Source organism: Agrobacterium leguminum (assembly GCF_015704895.1).
In the GTDB taxonomy this organism is placed as follows: Bacteria; Pseudomonadota; Alphaproteobacteria; order Rhizobiales; family Rhizobiaceae; genus Agrobacterium; species Agrobacterium leguminum.
Genome location: NZ_JADQWB010000005.1, coordinates 289,934 through 306,573 on the forward strand (window position 1 = coordinate 289,934; position 16,640 = coordinate 306,573).

Annotated in this window: 18 protein-coding genes; 6 read left to right on the top strand and 12 right to left on the bottom strand. The window is 60.8% G+C overall.

Annotated elements, in window-relative coordinates:
• A complete protein-coding gene (locus I3J13_RS10730) occupies window positions 1-237 on the bottom strand; it encodes a DUF2164 domain-containing protein (RefSeq protein ID WP_003522348.1) in 237 nt (78 codons plus the stop codon).
• Window positions 238-420: 183 nt separating this feature from the next.
• Between I3J13_RS10730 and I3J13_RS10735 the strand changes: the two genes are divergently transcribed.
• Window positions 421-1,140 carry an AzlC family ABC transporter permease gene (locus I3J13_RS10735; RefSeq protein WP_174057057.1) on the top strand — a complete coding sequence of 240 codons (720 nt, stop codon included), beginning with the start codon at window positions 421-423 and terminating at the stop codon, window positions 1,138-1,140.
• Entirely contained in the window at window positions 1,137-1,451 is a 315-nt protein-coding gene (locus I3J13_RS10740) for an AzlD family protein (protein WP_196378768.1), read from the top strand. The genes I3J13_RS10735 and I3J13_RS10740 overlap by 4 nt, the downstream gene beginning before the upstream one ends.
• Here I3J13_RS10740 and I3J13_RS10745 read toward each other — a convergent pair.
• A complete protein-coding gene (locus tag I3J13_RS10745) occupies window positions 1,448-3,289 on the bottom strand; it encodes an aminopeptidase P family protein (protein ID WP_196378769.1) in 1,842 nt (613 codons plus the stop codon). The genes I3J13_RS10740 and I3J13_RS10745 overlap by 4 nt on opposite strands.
• Before the next feature lie 293 nt (window positions 3,290-3,582).
• Between I3J13_RS10745 and I3J13_RS10750 the strand changes: the two genes are divergently transcribed.
• Window positions 3,583-3,756 carry a hypothetical protein gene (locus I3J13_RS10750; RefSeq protein ID WP_003522343.1) on the top strand — a complete coding sequence of 58 codons (174 nt, stop codon included), beginning with the start codon at window positions 3,583-3,585 and terminating at the stop codon, window positions 3,754-3,756.
• 146 nt (window positions 3,757-3,902) lie between these two features.
• Here the strand turns inward: I3J13_RS10750 and I3J13_RS10755 are convergent, their stop codons facing one another.
• From I3J13_RS10755 to I3J13_RS10765, 3 genes are all read right to left on the bottom strand, one after another.
• Window positions 3,903-4,781 (bottom strand): 50S ribosomal protein L11 methyltransferase, encoded by an 879-nt coding sequence (locus tag I3J13_RS10755; RefSeq protein WP_065655958.1) that lies wholly within the window; start codon window positions 4,779-4,781, stop codon window positions 3,903-3,905.
• Window positions 4,782-4,875: 94 nt separating this feature from the next.
• Window positions 4,876-5,475, bottom strand: a complete 600-nt coding sequence (gene sco / locus I3J13_RS10760) for a cytochrome oxidase assembly protein Sco (protein ID WP_003522341.1) — start codon at window positions 5,473-5,475, stop codon at window positions 4,876-4,878.
• A gap of 141 nt (window positions 5,476-5,616) precedes the next feature.
• Window positions 5,617-5,913: a hypothetical protein gene (locus I3J13_RS10765; RefSeq protein ID WP_236000872.1), complete on the bottom strand. Its 297-nt coding sequence runs from the start codon at window positions 5,911-5,913 to the stop codon at window positions 5,617-5,619.
• Window positions 5,914-6,000: 87 nt separating this feature from the next.
• Between I3J13_RS10765 and I3J13_RS10770 the strand changes: the two genes are divergently transcribed.
• On the top strand, window positions 6,001-6,468 hold the full coding sequence (locus tag I3J13_RS10770; RefSeq protein ID WP_003522339.1) for a chemotaxis protein CheW: 468 nt from the start codon (window positions 6,001-6,003) through the stop codon (window positions 6,466-6,468).
• Window positions 6,469-6,702: 234 nt separating this feature from the next.
• Here I3J13_RS10770 and I3J13_RS10775 read toward each other — a convergent pair whose 3' ends face one another.
• The 3 genes from I3J13_RS10775 to gcvA are packed head-to-tail and all read right to left on the bottom strand — an operon-like array spanning window position 6,703 to window position 8,795.
• Window positions 6,703-7,194: a CreA family protein gene (locus I3J13_RS10775; protein ID WP_035220532.1), complete on the bottom strand. Its 492-nt coding sequence runs from the start codon at window positions 7,192-7,194 to the stop codon at window positions 6,703-6,705.
• 46 nt (window positions 7,195-7,240) lie between these two features.
• Window positions 7,241-7,849 carry a 3'-5' exonuclease gene (locus tag I3J13_RS10780; RefSeq protein WP_196378770.1) on the bottom strand — a complete coding sequence of 203 codons (609 nt, stop codon included), beginning with the start codon at window positions 7,847-7,849 and terminating at the stop codon, window positions 7,241-7,243.
• A 43-nt stretch (window positions 7,850-7,892) separates the two neighbouring features.
• Window positions 7,893-8,795, bottom strand: a complete 903-nt coding sequence (gcvA, locus tag I3J13_RS10785; protein WP_196378771.1) for a transcriptional regulator GcvA — start codon at window positions 8,793-8,795, stop codon at window positions 7,893-7,895.
• A gap of 197 nt (window positions 8,796-8,992) precedes the next feature.
• On the opposite strand from gcvA, the gene I3J13_RS10790 reads away from it, so the two are divergent.
• Entirely contained in the window at window positions 8,993-9,919 is a 927-nt protein-coding gene (locus I3J13_RS10790; RefSeq protein WP_196378772.1) for a DMT family transporter, read from the top strand.
• A 292-nt stretch (window positions 9,920-10,211) separates the two neighbouring features.
• Complete coding sequence (locus tag I3J13_RS10795; RefSeq protein WP_196378773.1) at window positions 10,212-10,748, top strand: GNAT family N-acetyltransferase; 537 nt, start codon at window positions 10,212-10,214, stop codon at window positions 10,746-10,748.
• Window positions 10,749-10,752: 4 nt separating this feature from the next.
• On the opposite strand, the gene I3J13_RS10800 is transcribed toward I3J13_RS10795, so the two are convergent.
• The 4 genes from I3J13_RS10800 to I3J13_RS10815 all read right to left on the bottom strand — a co-directional run bounded on the left by I3J13_RS10800 (window position 10,753) and on the right by I3J13_RS10815 (window position 16,558).
• Window positions 10,753-11,649 carry an aminoglycoside phosphotransferase family protein gene (locus I3J13_RS10800; protein WP_196378774.1) on the bottom strand — a complete coding sequence of 299 codons (897 nt, stop codon included), beginning with the start codon at window positions 11,647-11,649 and terminating at the stop codon, window positions 10,753-10,755.
• 64 nt (window positions 11,650-11,713) lie between these two features.
• Complete coding sequence (gene ligA, locus I3J13_RS10805; RefSeq protein WP_196378775.1) at window positions 11,714-13,888, bottom strand: NAD-dependent DNA ligase LigA; 2,175 nt, start codon at window positions 13,886-13,888, stop codon at window positions 11,714-11,716.
• A 114-nt stretch (window positions 13,889-14,002) separates the two neighbouring features.
• Window positions 14,003-15,676: a DNA repair protein RecN gene (gene recN / locus I3J13_RS10810; RefSeq protein WP_196378776.1), complete on the bottom strand. Its 1,674-nt coding sequence runs from the start codon at window positions 15,674-15,676 to the stop codon at window positions 14,003-14,005.
• A 15-nt stretch (window positions 15,677-15,691) separates the two neighbouring features.
• Window positions 15,692-16,558, bottom strand: coding sequence for an outer membrane protein assembly factor BamD (locus I3J13_RS10815; protein WP_003522209.1), 867 nt, complete (start codon window positions 16,556-16,558; stop codon window positions 15,692-15,694).
• Between the last annotated feature and the right edge of the window lie 82 nt (window positions 16,559-16,640).

Here is a 16,640-nt window from a genome sequence, read left to right on the forward strand (position 1 = left end):
TTAGCGCGGCTTCGGCTTCTCCAGCACGTCGATATCGCCTGCTGCATCCTCAAGGCGTCTCAGGATCGCGGCATGTGCATCCCGGAGCCCCTCATTATAAAAAACGTGCCCCAGCTCCTCGGCCAGAAAATCCACGAAGATTTCCGCCTGCAGATGGCCGATTTCGGCTTCGGTCTCCCGGGCAAGATAGTCCCGGATACGTGCGGCCAGGGCGGCCTTTTCCTGCTTTTCCAGCATCGATCTTCCATCGTCTGACTGTTGAGGGGTACGGGAGGAAGGCGGTGAAACCGTCCGTCCGGCACCGGCCATATGGGGCGTTACCGTAACGGAAGCTTCAAGGGAATCAATCGATCCATTCATGCAATTCGTTTGCCAGCCGGGCGGGACGGCGATAGAGCGGCGGGCAAGGAGTTTCCAGAAATGTTCAATGCAGATTTTCGCGAGGGATTGAAGAGCGGTTTCCCGATCGCCCTCTCCGCCGCCCCCTTCGGTGCGCTGTTCGGCGCGGTCGCAGTCGATAACGGGCTCAGCGTCACCGAAGCCACGATCATGAGCGGCACCGTCTATGCGGGCGCGAGCCAGCTCGTGGGTATCGAATTGTTCGGCCAGAAGGTTGCCCCCTGGCTGATCGTTCTATCCGTCTTCGCCGTCAATTTCCGCCATATCCTCTATTCGGCCGCCATTGCCCGGATGATCTCGAACTGGTCTTTCCTGCAAAAGGCCGCGGGCTTCTTCGTACTGGTCGATCCGCAATTCGCCGAATCGGTCAGGAAATACGAAAATACCGGCACGGTCGGCTTTTCCTGGTACATGGGCTTTGCAGCGCCGGTCTATGTGCTGTGGCTGGCCATGACCATTCTCGGCGCATCGCTCGGCAATATGGTCGGCGATCCCAAAGCCATCGGTCTCGATGTGCTGCTGCCGATCTATTTCATGGGTATGGTCTTGAGCTTCCGCCAGCGGGAGAATTTCTACCCTGTCATGCTGGCAAGCGCGGTCGGTGCAACGGTTGCCTATCACATCGTCGGTTCGCCATGGCATGTCAGCCTCGGCGCCGTCGCCGGAATTCTCGTCGCGGTCCTCTATCCACCGAAGCCGAACGACGGGACGAATTCTGAAAGCAGGGTGGAAACGCCATGAGCGACATGCTGCACGCCGATACGCTGATCCTGATCGCACTCGCCGCCATCGCCACCTATCTGACCCGCATCGGCGGTTATGTGCTGATGACGCGGATGAAATCCATCCCGCCGCGCATGGAAGCGGGACTGAACGCCGTTCCCGTCGCGGTTTTGACCACGCTCGTCGCACCCGCCTTTTTCGAAGGCGGATACGAGGTGAAGATCGGCATGGTGGCAGCCCTTCTGGTCTGCCTGCGCTTTCCCGGCCTGACGATGCTCGCCATCGGCTGGGCCATCGTCATCGCCATCAGGCATTTCGGGCTGCTTTAAGCGACCCGCCCCAATGGCTTCGTCGCGGCAACGAGCCACGCCCTAACCTCCTCGTCGGTGATCAAGGGAGAAAGCTTCTCCAGAACCCCGGCGTGATAGGCGTTCAGCCAGCCCAGTTCTTCATCGGTCAGGAGAGCGGCGACGACCAGCCTGCGGTCGATGGGGCACCAGGTCAGCGTTTCGAAGGAGAACATCGGCTGGTCGCCGCCGGCCACCTCCTCCGCCTCGCATACATAGATGAGGTTCTCAATGCGGATGCCGAAAGCGCCGGGCCGGTAATAACCCGGCTCATTGGACAGGATCATGCCGGGGAGAAGCTCCTGCGTCGAAAGCCGCGAAATGCGCTGCGGGCCCTCATGCACCGAAAGATACGACCCGACGCCGTGACCGGTGCCATGGGCGTAATCCGCGCCCGCCTTCCAGAGCGCGATGCGCGCCAGCGGATCGAGATCGCAACCGCGCGTTCCCTTCGGAAACCGTGCGGTGCTGATGCCGATCATGCCCTTCAGCACCAGTGTAAAGAAACGCTTCTGCTCTTCCGGAACGGCACCGATTGCGACGGTACGGGTGATATCCGTGGTGCCGTTGACATATTGCGCGCCGGAATCGACGAGGAACATCTCGCCGTCCGCAAGCGTGCGGTCGGTATCGGTGGTGACGCGGTAATGGATGATGGCGGCATGTTCGCCGGCGCCTGAAATCGTATCGAAAGACACGTCCTTGAGCGGGTTTTGCAGCCCCTGCCCCACCTTGACCCGAGCGGCCTCCAGCGCCTTGACTGCGGCAATTTCGGTAACGCTGCCCGGTTGCTGGCGGTCCAGCCAGCAGAGATATTCGACCATGGCCGCGCCATCCTGCACATGGGCGGCTGCCGAGCCGGCAAGCTCCGCCTTGTTCTTGCGCGCGCGCGGCAGGCGAACGGGATCGGCCTCCTCTATCAGCGAGCCGCCCGCCGCCGTGATTGCGCCGGTCAGCGCCACCGGGGTCAGATCGGCATCCACCATGACGCGGCCCTTGGCGCTGGCGATTGCATGCAGACGGTCAGCGATCTTCGACGGCGGCAATTGTGTCGAGAGCTGCGCCAGATAGGCCTCAGTCTCGATGCCGGTCTTGCGCTTGTCGAGAAAAATATCCGCCCTGCCATCGGCATAGATGATGGCGCGGGCGAGCGGGTGCGGCGTATGCGGCACGTCGTTGCCGCGAATATTGAAAATCCAGGCGATGGACGACGGATCGGTGACCAGCAGGGCATCCGCGCCCTTTGCCGAGACCGTCTCCGCCAGCGAGGCGATCTTTTCCTTCGCCAGCCTGCCGGTAAAGGCCTCGGGCTGGATGACGACGGGCTCCAGCGGCTCGGAGGGGCGATCCCGCCACAGGGCATCGAGCGGGTTCTTTTCCAGGAGAACGACCGAGCCGCCCTTGCCGGCAAGCACCTTTTCCAGCCGCTTCAACTCCGCGCCGGTGTGCAGCCACGGATCGATGCCGAGCCGGAAACCCTGTGGAGCATGCTCGGCCAGCCAGACGGAGGGCGGCGCGCCAACCAGATCGCCGCCGCTGAAGATCGATTGATCGACCTGTGACTTGAGCTGCGTCGTATAACGGCCATCGACAAAAACCACCGCCTCCGTGCGCGTCACCAGCGCAATGCCGGCGGAACCGGTAAAGCCGGTCAGCCAGGACAGGCGCTCGGCGCATTCCGGCACATACTCCCCCTGATATTCATCGGCGCGCGGCACCAGAAAACCGTCGATACCAAGGGCATCGAAACCGGCGCGCAGCGCCTCGACGCGGGCCTTGCCAAATTGCGGCGCGGATTTGTTTTCGAAGGTCTGGAACATGGGCGTCTTTCGGGAACTGTCATGAGAAAAGCTGCAAGGTTGCGCCGTCAAATAATTGGCGCACAACGACAATGCCATGCGGACAAAGCCGGTTTCAAGCCATATATGACAGACCGGATTGCGGCGATAAATTGTGCAGCTTTTGCGAAATAAGTAATACTCAAGGCAAAGTGACATGCGCCAAATGCATATCTACCCTGAGATATCCCCTCTAACTAAACAAAAACACATCGCTTATCTTCAGATCAACACAGCGAGAGAGACACTCTCCTGGCAAACAAGGATTTGAAGCAATGGCAAAATCTTTCCTCCGCACCGCCTTCGATCGCGTCGTTGAAGCACGCGAGCGTCAGGTCAGCCGCCATGTCAACGCCGCCCTTCTGAACCTCGACGACAAGTCGCTCGAAGCGCTCGGCATGAACCGCGCCGATCTGCGTCGCAAGGCAAAGTCCAGCTACGTATTCTGATGACGTCCGGCGCGGCGATCCTCCCTCCACCGTGCCGAACAGGAATACGTCGACCCGCTTGAGCAAGCTCCTCCCATGCTCGCGGGTTTCCAGGCGGCGCGAAAGCGCCGCCTTTTCTTTTGCCCGAAAGGAATGTTGCCGCTGGTTCAGTCTTTGCGCAAATGCAGCGTGACCCAGCCGTTGCGCCAGATGGTGCGGACATGGGAAAGCCGGGCGCCATTATAGGCGGAAAGCACCTTCCAGCGCTGCGACGCCAGAATGCCTGACAGGATGACGGTGCCGCCGGGCGCCAGATGCGTGACGAGCTGCGGCGCCATCTTGATGAGCGGCCGTGCCAGAATATTGGCGATGATGAGATCGAACGGGCCATGCTTGCGGAAGGCGTCCGAGTGGAAGCCCGGCGCGGTCTCCAGCGCCATCCCGGAGACGATGCCGTTCAGCCGCACATTCTCCTTCGCCACTTTGACGGCGATGGGGTCGATATCCGTCGCCAGCACGGGAATGGGGCGCATCTTGCGCACCGCAATCGCCAGAACGCCGCTACCGGTGCCGAGATCGAGTGCATTGCGCACGGTCCGCGCCCGCAGAACCTCCTCGATCATCTCAAGGCAGCCGGCCGTCGTGCCGTGATGGCCGGTGCCGAAAGCCTGTCCGGCCTCGATTTCGATTGCCAGATCGTTCGCCCGCACCTTGTCGCGATCATGGGCGCCATGGACGATGAAGCGCCCTGCCCTGACCGGCTTCAGCCCCTCGAGCGACTTGGCGATCCAGTCGACATCCGGAACGGTCTCCTTCTCGATGACGAGATCGGGAAAGGCGGGAGCAAGCAGGGCGCTGACACGCTCGCGGAACTCTTCCTCCTGCTCGGCCATCAGATAGACCGAGGCTTCCCAGATATCGCGCTTCTCATCCACCTCGGTCGTGGCAATCGCGACATCCTCCTCGCCGAAATAGTCCGACATGAGATCGAGGATTTCACCCGCCTGGATTTCGGTCGTGGTGACGTAAAGTCGGATTTCGCTCACGGCGGGCTGCTTTCTCTGGATGAGGTTATTGTTCTTGCCTTTGCCACAAAACCTCGGCCAGTCCAATAAGCCCGGCGCAATTATGCCGCCTCTATCAGCCCTTCAGAAGATTCTGGAGCTTCTGCTCGGCGACTTCCGGGTTTTCGCCATAAGCAATGGTGCCGGAAAAACGGCCATTGGCATCGAGCAGGATGACGGACGCCGTGTGATCCATGGTGTAATCGCCATTCGGATCCTTCTCGTCCACCGGCACCTTCTTGGCATAGATGCGGTAGCCCTTCAGCGTTTCGGCGATCTTGTCCGCCGGGCCGGTGATGCCGGTGATGCGCTTCGAGACGTTGGAGACATATTGCTGCATGATTTCAGGCGTATCCCGCTCGGGATCGACGGAGACGAAATAGGCCTGCAACTTGTCGCCGGCCGGGTCCACCTTCTCCATCCAGCCGTTCAGCTCGAAAAGGGTTGTCGGGCAAACTTCCGGGCAATGGGTGAAACCGAAGAACAGCGCTGTCGGCTTGCCCTGAAAGGCCTTTTCGGTGATCGGCTGGCCGTTTTGCGCCGTGAGTTGGAAGGGCACGCCATAGGCCGTCTCCACCATTTCATTACGCGTCTTCGTCATTTCGATCGTCAACCAGCTGACGACACCGGCGAGAACGAGCACGACAGCCCACAATACGATGCGAATATTTCTCATTGTCCAATCCTACCCCGAAAGCCGGCGGCATATCGCAGGCCCTGGCAGACAGATAACGAAAGGCGACGGGGACGGCAAATCAACTGGGCGTATTTGCGGGAACCGCGCTGATTTGTCACAAATCCGCAGCCGGAAAACGCGTCACAGGCACCAGGCGATGCCGCTCTGTACCGTGGACAGGAAAATATCCGTGCCGTGCCGCACCCAGCCGTCAAAGGCAAGAAGCACGATGGCAAGCGAGGCCACAGCGGCAAGACTAGCCAGAATAAACTTCAGCGGATGGGAAACGAGCGCGTTCATATGCCTATCATAACCTGTTTGCGTGAGCGCGAAAACCGCCAAAATACTGGGTTTTGCCGGCGCGGCAGCAGCAATTGTTAGGGAAAGTTTAAAATCTTGCTGTGCATTATGACCATAGCGGTTTTTAAGCCTCGACATGATGTCTCCCGGTCCATTCTCCGGCCACCGCATAAAGCTCAATCCTGCGCGGGCCTGTTAGAGAGCCATCAGAGGAAACCTGCCGTCATGTCCAACGCCATCAAGCAATCCGGCGCATATCTCGAAATCGTTTCCTTCCATCTGGGCGATCAGGAATTCTGCATCGACATCATGGCGATCCGCGAAATCCGCGGCTGGGCGCCGGTTACCCCGATGCCGCACACCCCGCCTTATGTTCTCGGCCTCATCAACCTGCGCGGCGCCGTCATTCCCGTCATCGACATGGCCGGCCGCCTCGGCATGAAGATGACCGAACCGTCCGAACGCTCCGCCATCATCGTCACCGATATCGGCGGCAAGCTGGTCGGCCTCCTGGTGGAACAGGTCTCCGACATGATGACCATCCGCTCCGAAGACCTGCAGCCCGCGCCCGATATCATTCCGGAAGAGCAGCGCAGCTTCTGCCGCGGCATCGTGGCGCTGGAAAAGAGCATGGTCTGCTTCCTCAACCTCGACACCGTGATTGCCGACGAGCTGGCGCGCGAAGCGGCCTGATTAAGCCGGCTCTTGCCTCTCGATAAGATTTGGAGCGCCTAGCGCCAGCGCCGTCGAAGCGGCGCGGGTTGCATAGTCTGGCAGTCCCGTTTCAGAGGTACTCCGTCACCCCGGGCCTGATCCGGGGTCCAGCGCGATCAAGTCCTTGATCGCGAAAGACTCTTTCACGGCGCAGACGCGCCGTGGCTGGATGCCGGATCAAGTCCGGCATGACGGACAGGGTCGGACAAAATCTTACGGCTTGCCCTTTTGCCATGTGACCTGCTGGTTATAAAGCGGCACCGTGGAAATCGCCATCTTGGCCGAGCCGTCGGTCAGTTCCCGCGCATGCACCAGATAGATCAGCGTGTCATTGGCCTTGTCATAGACGCGGCTGACGACGAGTTTCTTCCAGACCAGCGACATGCCCTGCCGGAACACCTCTTCCCCGCCCTTCGACAGATCGATATCGCCGATCTCCACCGGTCCCGTCTGGCTGCAGGAAATGGCGTTGTTGGAAGGGTCTTCGAACCAGTTGCCGTTCTTCAGCCGGTCGATGACGCCGCGCTCGAAATAGGTCACATGGCAGGTCACGCCCTTGATCTTCGGATCGGCGATCGCCTCGATGACGATATCGTTGCCGATCCAGTCGACGCCGACCTCTCCCACCACCTGCGAATGCGCCGCTGTCACCGGAAGCAATGCCAGAAAGCCCGCAAACAAACCCGACAGAGTTTTCATCGTCATCGCATCTTCTCCGTTACGCTGCTTCAAACATAAGTGCGCGGAACGGTTACGCAACCCGGGAGACGGCGCGTTTTTTCATGCTGCAGGGCTGGTAACCGGTGGAGGTGAGACGCCCCGCGACCATGCCGATCTTTTCCGGCAGCTCGCGGACATGGGCAACGCGCAAGGCCTTGGCCGCCGCAATCGAAGCGGCCGCGCAGACGACGGCATCCTCGGCGGCATTGTGATGCACGAAACGCAGCTGGAGATGATGGGCGATGACATTCAGCTTGTGCGAGGCCAGATTGGGCCAGACATGCCGGGCGATCTTGACGCTGCACAGATAGGAAAGATCGGGATAGGACTGCCGGTATTTATCGAAAGACGCCCGCATGACGCTGAAATCGAAGGCGGCATTATGGGCGATCATGGTGGCGCCGTGGAAGTCGTCGATGAACTCCTCCATCACCTCGGGAAATTCCGGCGCATCTTCGACATCGGCCGGGCGGATGCCATGCACGGCGATGTTAAAGGGCGAAAACCGCATGTCCTTCGGCCGGATCAGCCGTTCCTCGACGCGAACGATCTCGCCGCCCTCTATCCACGCAAGTCCGACGGAGCAGGCGCTGCCCCGTTCCTCATTGGCGGTCTCGAAATCGATGGCGATGGTTTTCAAGAGTGATTCCCGTTGTTTCATTCCGGCATAAACCGGATTGACGTCAAAGAGAACCGGCCTCGGCAGAACCCGCTTCCGAAAGCATCCAGTCGATGAGCGTCACCAGATCGGGATTATCAAGCATACGACGCGGATAAACGAGGAAATAGGCGAGCGTGCTGGCCATGTCCTTGCCGAAGGGCGCAATCAATGCGCCTTCCGCAAGCTCGCGGGAAACCAGCGAACGCCGGGTCAGCGCAATGCCGTGCCCGGCCTTGGCCGCATCCAGCGCACCGTTGCTGTCGATGAAGACGGTGCCGCCGGAGGCATCCACGTCCGATGCTCCCGCCGCCTCCAGCCAGCGTCGCCATTCATTGCGGTTTTCATCGTGCAGAAGCGGAATGGATTTCAGGTCCCCCGCCTCCTGGAGCGGCCCATATTTCTCCAGAAGCTGCGGCGAACAGACCGGCAGAGTGCTGTCATCGATGAAGCGAATGCTCTCCAGCCCTTCATACCGACCGAACCCGTGCCGTACCGCCAGATCGACATCGTCCCTCGAAAAATCCACCAGCCGGTTCGTCACGCTGATGCGGACATCCACCTGCGGATGTTGCTGTTGGAAGGCAGGCAATCGCGGCATCAGCCATTGCACGGCAAAGGTCGGCGTGCAGCTCAGCGTCAGAACCGTGATCTCGGAGCGCGCCGTCAGTTCCGCCGTCGCCTCGCGCATCATCCGGAAGGCGGTGCGAAGCGCCCCGTAATAACGCTCCCCTTCGCGCGTCAGCTGGATGCTGCGCGGCTTGCGGAAAAACAATTGCACGCCAAGCCGCGCCTCCAGCTCCCGGATTTGCAGGCTGACGGCACCGGGCGTGACATTCAACTCATTGGAAGCAAGCGTGACGCTGCGATACCGCGCTGCGGCCTCGAAAGCCTGCAACCCTTTCAAAGAAGGAAGTTCGACTGCCATGATTTAGCTCATCTCAATTATCGAACGAGAAACAATCGTTTGAAAACACCATAAAACAGAGAGTAAATAGACGCAACAAGACCTGAAACGCAGTTAAAACCACCCATCTCCAGTTTGAGCCAAACTCAACCTATATCGGGTGGATGGCGGCGAGCCCACCTGCGATCATGTCGATACTCATGCTTTGGGAGATGACGATGGCGATACAGAAACAGATGGATGCCGGTGAATGGGCGATGCTCGTCGCGCTTTCGCTTCTGTGGGGCGGATCGTTCTTTTTCATCGGTGTCGCCGTCAAGGAACTGCCGCCCGTCACCATCGTCACGCTGCGCGTCAGCCTGGCGGCAATCGCGCTTCTCATCGTCTGCCGCATCATGGGCCTTCGCCTGCCGCGTGAATGGGCGGTGTGGCGCGCCTTTTTCGGCATGGGCCTGCTCAACAACATCATCCCCTTCTGCCTGATCGTCTGGGGTCAGACCCATATTGCCAGCGGACTAGCCTCAATCCTCAATGCCACCACGCCTCTCTTCACCGTCATCGTCGCCCATTTTCTCACCGCCGACGAGAAGATGACCGGCAACAAACTCACCGGCGTGTTGATCGGCTTTGCCGGCGTGGCGACCATGATCGGCCCGGCCGCCTTCACTGGCTCATCCGGCCTCTGGGGCCAGATCGCCATTCTCGGCGCGGCCATCTCCTATTCCTTCGCGGGCATATTCGGCCGCCGTTTCAAAGCCATGGGCGTGCTGCCGCTGATGACCGCCACCGGCCAGATTTCGTCGTCGACATTGATGCTCATCCCGGCCGCCCTTCTCATCGATAAACCATGGACGCTCGCCATGCCGGGCCTCGGCACCTGGGGCGCGCTTGTCGGCATCGCCCTCTTGTCGACAGCGCTCGCCTACCTGATCTTCTTCCGCATCCTCGCCAGCGCCGGCGCCACCAACCTCGCCCTCGTTACCTTCCTCATTCCCGTCAGCGCCATCCTGCTCGGTTCGCTGCTTCTCGGCGAGCAGCTGGAGATGAAGCACTTCGCCGGCATGGCAATGATCGCCGCCGGTCTTGCCGCGATCGACGGCAGGCTGCTTTCCAGATGGCGTCAGCCCCGCGCCAGGCCGCAGTGACGGCAGGAGAGCTGAGGCCGCTCCGACAAAAGGTGGCCTCACGTTCCTCGTCCTGAAATTTCCGGGACTGAACGTAGCCTTGCCGTCTTGACGCTGAGCGACGCCTCTGGCCTTATGCCCGCCATGATCGGTTCTGCTATCCATATGCACCTCACCGCAACCATTCGCCCCGCAGGGCGTGTGGCGGTATCGGCGCGTTAGTCAGTCGGTCATCCCGTCCACCACCCTGCCGCATATTGGCAGGGTGCGGTGTTTCCGCTCTGCCTCGGCTGAAAAACGAAGGAGAGCAGACATGCCGGATTTCGATATTTCCCCGCCACTCGACCCCGACGCGCGCTGGCCCGAAGGCCTATGCATTCGCGCACGCACGCCGGCAGATGCGCCGGGGATAACAGCACTGCACAATATGGCCGGATATCGCTACGGGACGCTGCGCTGGCCGCATCACACTCCGGAAGATATTCGCAAGGGGATCGAAACCCAGCCGGCCAACAGCTTTGCGCTGATCGCCATCCTCGACGGCAAGATCGTCGGCGATATCGGCCTGACACGCCACAGCAACCGCCGGGCGCATGCGGGCAGCATCGGCATGGGCGTCCATGACGCCTATAAGGGACGCGGTATCGGCAGCGCCATGATCGGCGAAATCCTCGCCATAGCCGATCGCTGGCTGGACCTCAAACGGATCGAACTGACCGTTTTCACGGACAATGAACCGGCGCTGGCGCTTTATCGCAAATTCGGCTTCGAGGTCGAGGGACACCTCAAATCCTTCGCCTTCCGCGACGGCGAGTATATCGATGCCTATTGCATGGCGCGTCTGCGATAGCGGTTCAGACGGCTGCGGAGTGATCCGCAAACACTTCCCGAATGGTCCGCCGTGACCATTCGGCCATTTTGTCGTTACGTCCACGCTCCGCATCCAGCACGATCAAAGCCTTCCACAGCGCCCAGCCGCGCCCGCGCTGCCATGTCGCCTCATCCAGCTCCAGCGCCCGGCGAAAAACGGCACGGCTTTCCGCATCGAGCACATTCCACGCGAGGATGAGATCGGAAGACGGATCGCCGACGCCGGAACTGCCGAAATCGATGACGGCTGAAAGCCGGCCGTCCTTCACCAGCAGATTGCCCTCGGCAATGTCTCCATGCACCCACACCCCCTGCTTCCGCCAATGGCTTGAAAGCGCAAGCTGCCATATCTCCATGGCCAGCGCCTGATCCACCTCATCGGCAAGCCGCACCGCCGAAGCCTTCGCCTCCCCGTCATAGACCGAAAGCGAGCCGCCGCGATGGAAGTTATGCGCGCCTGCGGGTGGGCCATCCGAAGCATCCACCCCGTGCAATGCCCTTAAAAACGCGGCGACATCGATGGCGATGGTTGAAAGATCAACGCGATCCAGATCCCGGGCAAGCGGTTCGCCCTCAAGCCAGCGATAGACGGACCAGCGGAACGGATAACCCTGTCCCGGCTGCCCGAGCGCCAATGGCGCAGGAATCGGAAAAGGCAGGAGCGGCGCAAGCGCCGGCAGCCACCGATGCTCCTTCTCCACCTGCGCAACATACCGGGCGGCACTTGGCATGCGGATCAGCATCTCATCGCCAAGACGAAAGCTGCGATTGTCCCAGCCGCTCAGTTCCACCGGCCGGATATTTAACCCCGCCCATTGCGGAAACTGGCTGTCAACCAGCGCCCGGACCTGCTCTGTGCTGACGACAATGCGGTCATCCATGCTGTGCTCTCCGTGTCCGGTGCAAAGCTCTAGCGGCAGAGAACAACATTGCCATGACGGTGTATCAGCCGCCGATCAGGGCCAGCCACTCGTCCTCGTCCATAGTCTGCACACCCAGTTCCGTCGCCTTGGCAAGCTTGGAGCCGGCTCCCGGTCCTGCCACCAGAATATCGGTCTTTTTCGAAACCGAGCCGGCCACTTTCGCGCCGAGGCTTTCGGCACGCGCTTTGGCCTCGTCACGGGTGAATTTTTCCAGCGAGCCGGTAAATACCACCGTCTTGCCCGCCACCGGGCTGCCATCGGTCGAGGGCTTTTCGGCTTCCTTCGGGCGAAGCTGCCGTATCAGCCGGTCGATGACATCGAGATTGCGCGGCTCCTTGTAGAATTCGATGATGGCGCGGGCCACCACCTCGCCGATGCCGTCGATGCTGTTGAGTTCGGCCCAGGCATCGCTCGCCGGATCGGCCGCCGCCTTCATGCTCTCTTCGAAATGGTCATAAGTGCCATAGGAGCGCGCCAGAAGCTTCGCCGTGGTCTCACCCACATGGCGGATGCCGAGCGCGAAGATCAGCCGGTGCAGATCGATCTCGCGGCGGGCATCGATCGCGTCGAACAGCTTTCTGACGCTGACCTTGCCGAAGCCGTCGATATTCTCGAGCTTGGTCAGCTGCGAGGCTTCCTGCCGCGCCTTCAGGGTGAAAATCTCGGGCGCGGTCTTGATCGAGAGCGCCGGATCGTCGCTTTCGAAGAAGAAGTCTATCTGCTTGGTGCCCAGCCCTTCGATATCGAAGGCATTGCGCGAGACGAAATGTTTGAGATGTTCAACCGCCTGCGCGCGGCAAACGAACCCGCCCGTGCAGCGCGTGACCGAATCGAGCTTGCCGGTCTTTTCATTACGCTCCCGCACCGCATGGCTGCCGCAGACCGGACATTTTTCCGGGAATGCATATTTCACCGCATCGGTCGGGCGCTTTTCCAGCAGCACATCCAACACCTGCGGAATGACATCGCCGGCGCGCTGCACGATGACCGTATCGCCGATGCGGATATCGTGATCTTCCGGGCGGATGCGCTCGCCGCTATTGCCGATACCTTCGATATAATCGGCATTGTGCAGCGTCGCATTGGTGACGACGACACCGCCGACGGTGATCGGGGTGAGACGCGCCACCGGCGTCAAGGCACCGGTGCGGCCCACCTGAATTTCGATATTCTCGACCGTGGTGAAAGCCTGCTCGGCCGGAAACTTATGGGCGGTGGCCCAGCGCGGGCTGCGCGAGCGGAAGCCCAGCCGTTCCTGCAGATCGAGCCGGTCAACCTTATAGACCACGCCGTCGATATCATAATCGAGATCGGGCCGTGCGACGCCAATTTCATTATAATGCTCAAGCAATTGCTCGGCAGAGGTGAATCGCTTCATCAGCGGGTTGACCGGAAAGCCCCAGTCCCGGAATTTCTCCACGATGCCATATTGCGTATCCGCAATCCGCGCCGGCTGGCCGCCATTCGAGACCTCACCCAGCGCATAGGCGAAGAACCGCAGCTTGCGTTTCGCCGTCACATTGGCGTCGAGCTGGCGCAGGGAACCGGATGCCGTGTTGCGCGGGTTCACATAGGTCTGCTTGCCTTCGGCCTCCATCTGGGCATTGAGCGCCAGAAAGTCGCTCTTGGCCATATAGACCTCGCCGCGCACCTCCACCACATCGGGCGCATCGGCGGGCAGCTCGTCCGGGATTTCCTTGATGGTCCTGATATTGGCGGTGACATTTTCACCGGTGGTGCCGTCACCGCGCGTCGCCGCCGTCTTCAGCCTGCGGTTCTCATAGCGGATCGACATGGAAAGCCCGTCGATCTTCGGCTCGGCGGTGAAGGCGATGGAATCGTCCGGCAGATGCCCGAGGAAGCGATAGACGGAACTGACGAAATCCCGCAAATCCTCTTCCGAAAACGTGTTGTCGAGCGACAGCATCGGCCGCGCATGCACGATGGGCGCAAAGGTCGGAAGCGGCGCGAAGCCGACTTTTCTCGACGGGCTGTCGGCCCGCACCAGCGCCGGGAAAGCCACTTCTATGGCATCGTTACGCCGCTTCAGCGCATCATAGTCCGCATCCGAAATCTCCGGCGCATCCTTGCCATGGTAAAGCGCATCATGGCGCGCAAGCTCGGCCGCCAGAAACGCAAGCTCGGAAGAGGCTTCAAGCTCGGTGAGGTTTTCGACGGATTTCTGGTCTTTCGACATGACGGCCTCTTTTCGGAATTACCGAACGCTTTTAGCCGAAATAACAAACATTAAAAACAGTTTTGCCACTGGACTCACAAGCCGAATCCGCTCGCCCGACGCAGCGGGCAGCCGTCAGTCCTTGGCCGCCAGCAGGCGAGCCGCCGCAGCCCTCGCCTCGTCCGTCACCGACGCACCGGCGAGCATGCGGGCAATCTCTTCGGTGCGGTGTTTCGGCTCCATGGTGGCTACGCGCGTGGCGATACGCTCGCTGCCGTCGCCGGATGGGCCTTTGGAAATGAGAAGATGGGTCGCCGCCCGTGCCGCCACCTGCGGCGCATGGGTAACTGACAGCACCTGCACGGTTTTCGACAGGCGGCGCAGCCGCTGGCCGATGGCATCCGCCACCGCGCCACCGACACCCGTATCGATTTCGTCGAACACCAGCGTCGGTGCCGAACCGCGATCCGCCAGCGCCACTTTCAGCGCCAGCAGGAAGCGGGACAATTCACCACCCGAGGCCACTTTCATGATCGGGCCGGGACGTGTGCCCGGATTGGTCTGGACGTGGAATTCCACCGTGTCGATGCCGTCGGCCGTCGCCTGTTCGGCATCGGAGGTCACCTCGACGGTAAACCGCGCCCGCTCCAGCTTCAGCGCCGGCAGTTCTGCCATCACCGCATTGGAAAGCGCATCCGCCGCATGGCGGCGTTTGTCGGAAAGCGATTGCGCGGCACGGTCGAAATCGGCCTTCACCACGCCGAGATTGGCCTCGAGCTTGCCGAGCTTTTCTTCGCCGGCATCGAGATCGGCGAGATCGGCCACCATTTTTTCGGCGAGAGCCGGCAGATCGGGCACGGCAACATTATATTTGCGCCCGGCGGCACGCAGCGCGAACAGCCGCTCCTCCACCCGCTCCAGCTCACGCGGATCGAATTCGGTGCGGCGCAGCGCCGCCTCCACTTCCATCTGCGCATTGGAAAGGCTGTCGAGCGCGGCGTCCAGCAATTGCACGGTGTCTTCCAGCAATCCCGGCGCTTCATGGCTCTTGCGCTCCAGACGCCGCATCATCGAGGCGATGACAGGCACAGGCGAGGCATTGCCGTTCAGAAACTCGCTTGCCTCGGCGATATCGCCGGCAATGCGTTCGGATTTCTGCATCACCGCCCGGCGTTCCGCCAGCTCGTCCTCTTCACCGTCGCGCGGCGAGAGCGTTTCCAGTTCCTCGACCGAGGAGCGAAGGTAATCCGCCTCGCGCGCCGCTGCCTCCACTTTGGCGCGATGCGCCTTCAGGGCCCGGTCAGCATCCTTCCAGGTGCGATAGAGGCCCTGAACGGCACGAGCCTCATCGCTCAGACCGGCAAAGGCATCCAGCAGCGTGCGGTGTGCATCGGTATCGACAAGCGCGCGGTCGTCATGCTGGCCGTGAATCTCGACCAGCAATTGTCCGAGCTGGCGCATCATCTGCACGCTGATGGCCTGATCGTTGATATAGGCCTTGGTGCGCCCGTCAGAGGATTGCACCCGGCGGAAAATCAGGTCGCCATCGTCGTCGAGACCGTTTTCACGCAGGAGAAGCCGTGTCGGGTGACTGTTCGGGACTTCGAAAGTGGCGGTGACCTGCCCCTTCTCTTCCCCGTGCCGCACAAGGCCGCCATCGCCGCGCCCGCCAAGCGCCAGCGAAAGGCTATCGAGAAGAATGGATTTGCCCGCACCCGTCTCGCCCGTCAACACGGAAAGGCCCGCCTCGAAACCGAGGTCGAGCCTTTCGATGAGAACGATATCGCGAATCGAGAGCTGGACCAGCATGGCCTATGCCCCGTCTCAGGCGCCGATGAGCTTCTTGCCGGCGCGCGAAATCCAGGACCCCTTGTTTTCCCGCGGCTCCAGCCCGCTGCCCTTCAGCAGCTTGTAGGAATCCGAATACCATTGGCTGTCAGGATAGTTGTTGCCGAGAACGGCGGCCGCGGTCTGCGCTTCGTCCACCAGACCCATTGCGTAATAGGCTTCCGTCAGACGCGCCAGCGCTTCCTCGATCTGGTTGGTGTTCTGGTACTGCTCGACAACGATGCGGAAACGCGAAACGGCGGCGAGATATTCCTTGCGCTCAAGATAATAACGGCCGACCTGCATTTCGCGGCCGGCGAGCTGGTCGCGGGCGAAACGGATCTTGGCCTGCGCATCGGCGACATATTCCGAATCGGGATAGTCGTTGACGACCTTGTTCATCGCCTCGACGGTGCGCTGTGCGGCGCGCTGGTCCTGCGTCACGTCGGAAATCTGCTTCGAATAGGCAAGACCGATCATGTACTGAACGTAAGCGGCATCCTTGGAACGCGGATATTGGCGCAGGAACCGGCTGCCATTGGTAATGGCCACATCGTTCTTGTTCGTGCGCGTGGCAATGAAGGTCTGCATCACCAGCGCCTTCTGGCCCCATTCGGTGAAGGGGTACTGCTTGTCGATCGCCTCGAACTTGCGTGAGGCTTCCGTCATGTTACCGGCGTTCATGTTGGCAAGCCCCTGCTTGTACAGAACATCCGGCGGATCGGTCTCGACGCCGAGCTTGGTGATGTCGATATCCGGATCGGACTGGCAGGCCGTGACGGCGACACTCGCGCCGACCAACATCAACGAGACGGCGATCCCCCGCATCGTACCCTTCATTGCACCAGACCCTACATGCTTCATTCGACAGTTCCCACTTCCCGCGCAAATACATAAGCATCGGCTTTGCACTGGCGTTCTAGCCATAAAAGCATCCGCAGGGCAA

Coding starts and splice junctions, on each gene's coding strand:
- ligA (WP_196378775.1), bottom strand. CDS start 13,888: ATGTCGAAAGACCAGAAATCCGTCGAAAACCTCACCGAGCTTGAAGCC.
- I3J13_RS10775 (WP_035220532.1), bottom strand. CDS start 7,194: ATGACGATGAAAACTCTGTCGGGTTTGTTTGCGGGCTTTCTGGCATTG.
- I3J13_RS10790 (WP_196378772.1), top strand. CDS start 8,993: ATGGCGATACAGAAACAGATGGATGCCGGTGAATGGGCGATGCTCGTC.
- I3J13_RS10770 (WP_003522339.1), top strand. CDS start 6,001: ATGTCCAACGCCATCAAGCAATCCGGCGCATATCTCGAAATCGTTTCC.
- gcvA (WP_196378771.1), bottom strand. CDS start 8,795: ATGGCAGTCGAACTTCCTTCTTTGAAAGGGTTGCAGGCTTTCGAGGCC.
- I3J13_RS10745 (WP_196378769.1), bottom strand. CDS start 3,289: ATGTTCCAGACCTTCGAAAACAAATCCGCGCCGCAATTTGGCAAGGCC.
- I3J13_RS10730 (WP_003522348.1), bottom strand. CDS start 237: ATGCTGGAAAAGCAGGAAAAGGCCGCCCTGGCCGCACGTATCCGGGAC.
- I3J13_RS10815 (WP_003522209.1), bottom strand. CDS start 16,558: ATGAAGCATGTAGGGTCTGGTGCAATGAAGGGTACGATGCGGGGGATC.
- I3J13_RS10750 (WP_003522343.1), top strand. CDS start 3,583: ATGGCAAAATCTTTCCTCCGCACCGCCTTCGATCGCGTCGTTGAAGCA.
- I3J13_RS10735 (WP_174057057.1), top strand. CDS start 421: ATGTTCAATGCAGATTTTCGCGAGGGATTGAAGAGCGGTTTCCCGATC.
- sco (WP_003522341.1), bottom strand. CDS start 5,475: ATGAGAAATATTCGCATCGTATTGTGGGCTGTCGTGCTCGTTCTCGCC.
- recN (WP_196378776.1), bottom strand. CDS start 15,676: ATGCTGGTCCAGCTCTCGATTCGCGATATCGTTCTCATCGAAAGGCTC.
- I3J13_RS10800 (WP_196378774.1), bottom strand. CDS start 11,649: ATGGATGACCGCATTGTCGTCAGCACAGAGCAGGTCCGGGCGCTGGTT.
- I3J13_RS10765 (WP_236000872.1), bottom strand. CDS start 5,913: ATGTCGAGGCTTAAAAACCGCTATGGTCATAATGCACAGCAAGATTTT.
- I3J13_RS10795 (WP_196378773.1), top strand. CDS start 10,212: ATGCCGGATTTCGATATTTCCCCGCCACTCGACCCCGACGCGCGCTGG.
- I3J13_RS10740 (WP_196378768.1), top strand. CDS start 1,137: ATGAGCGACATGCTGCACGCCGATACGCTGATCCTGATCGCACTCGCC.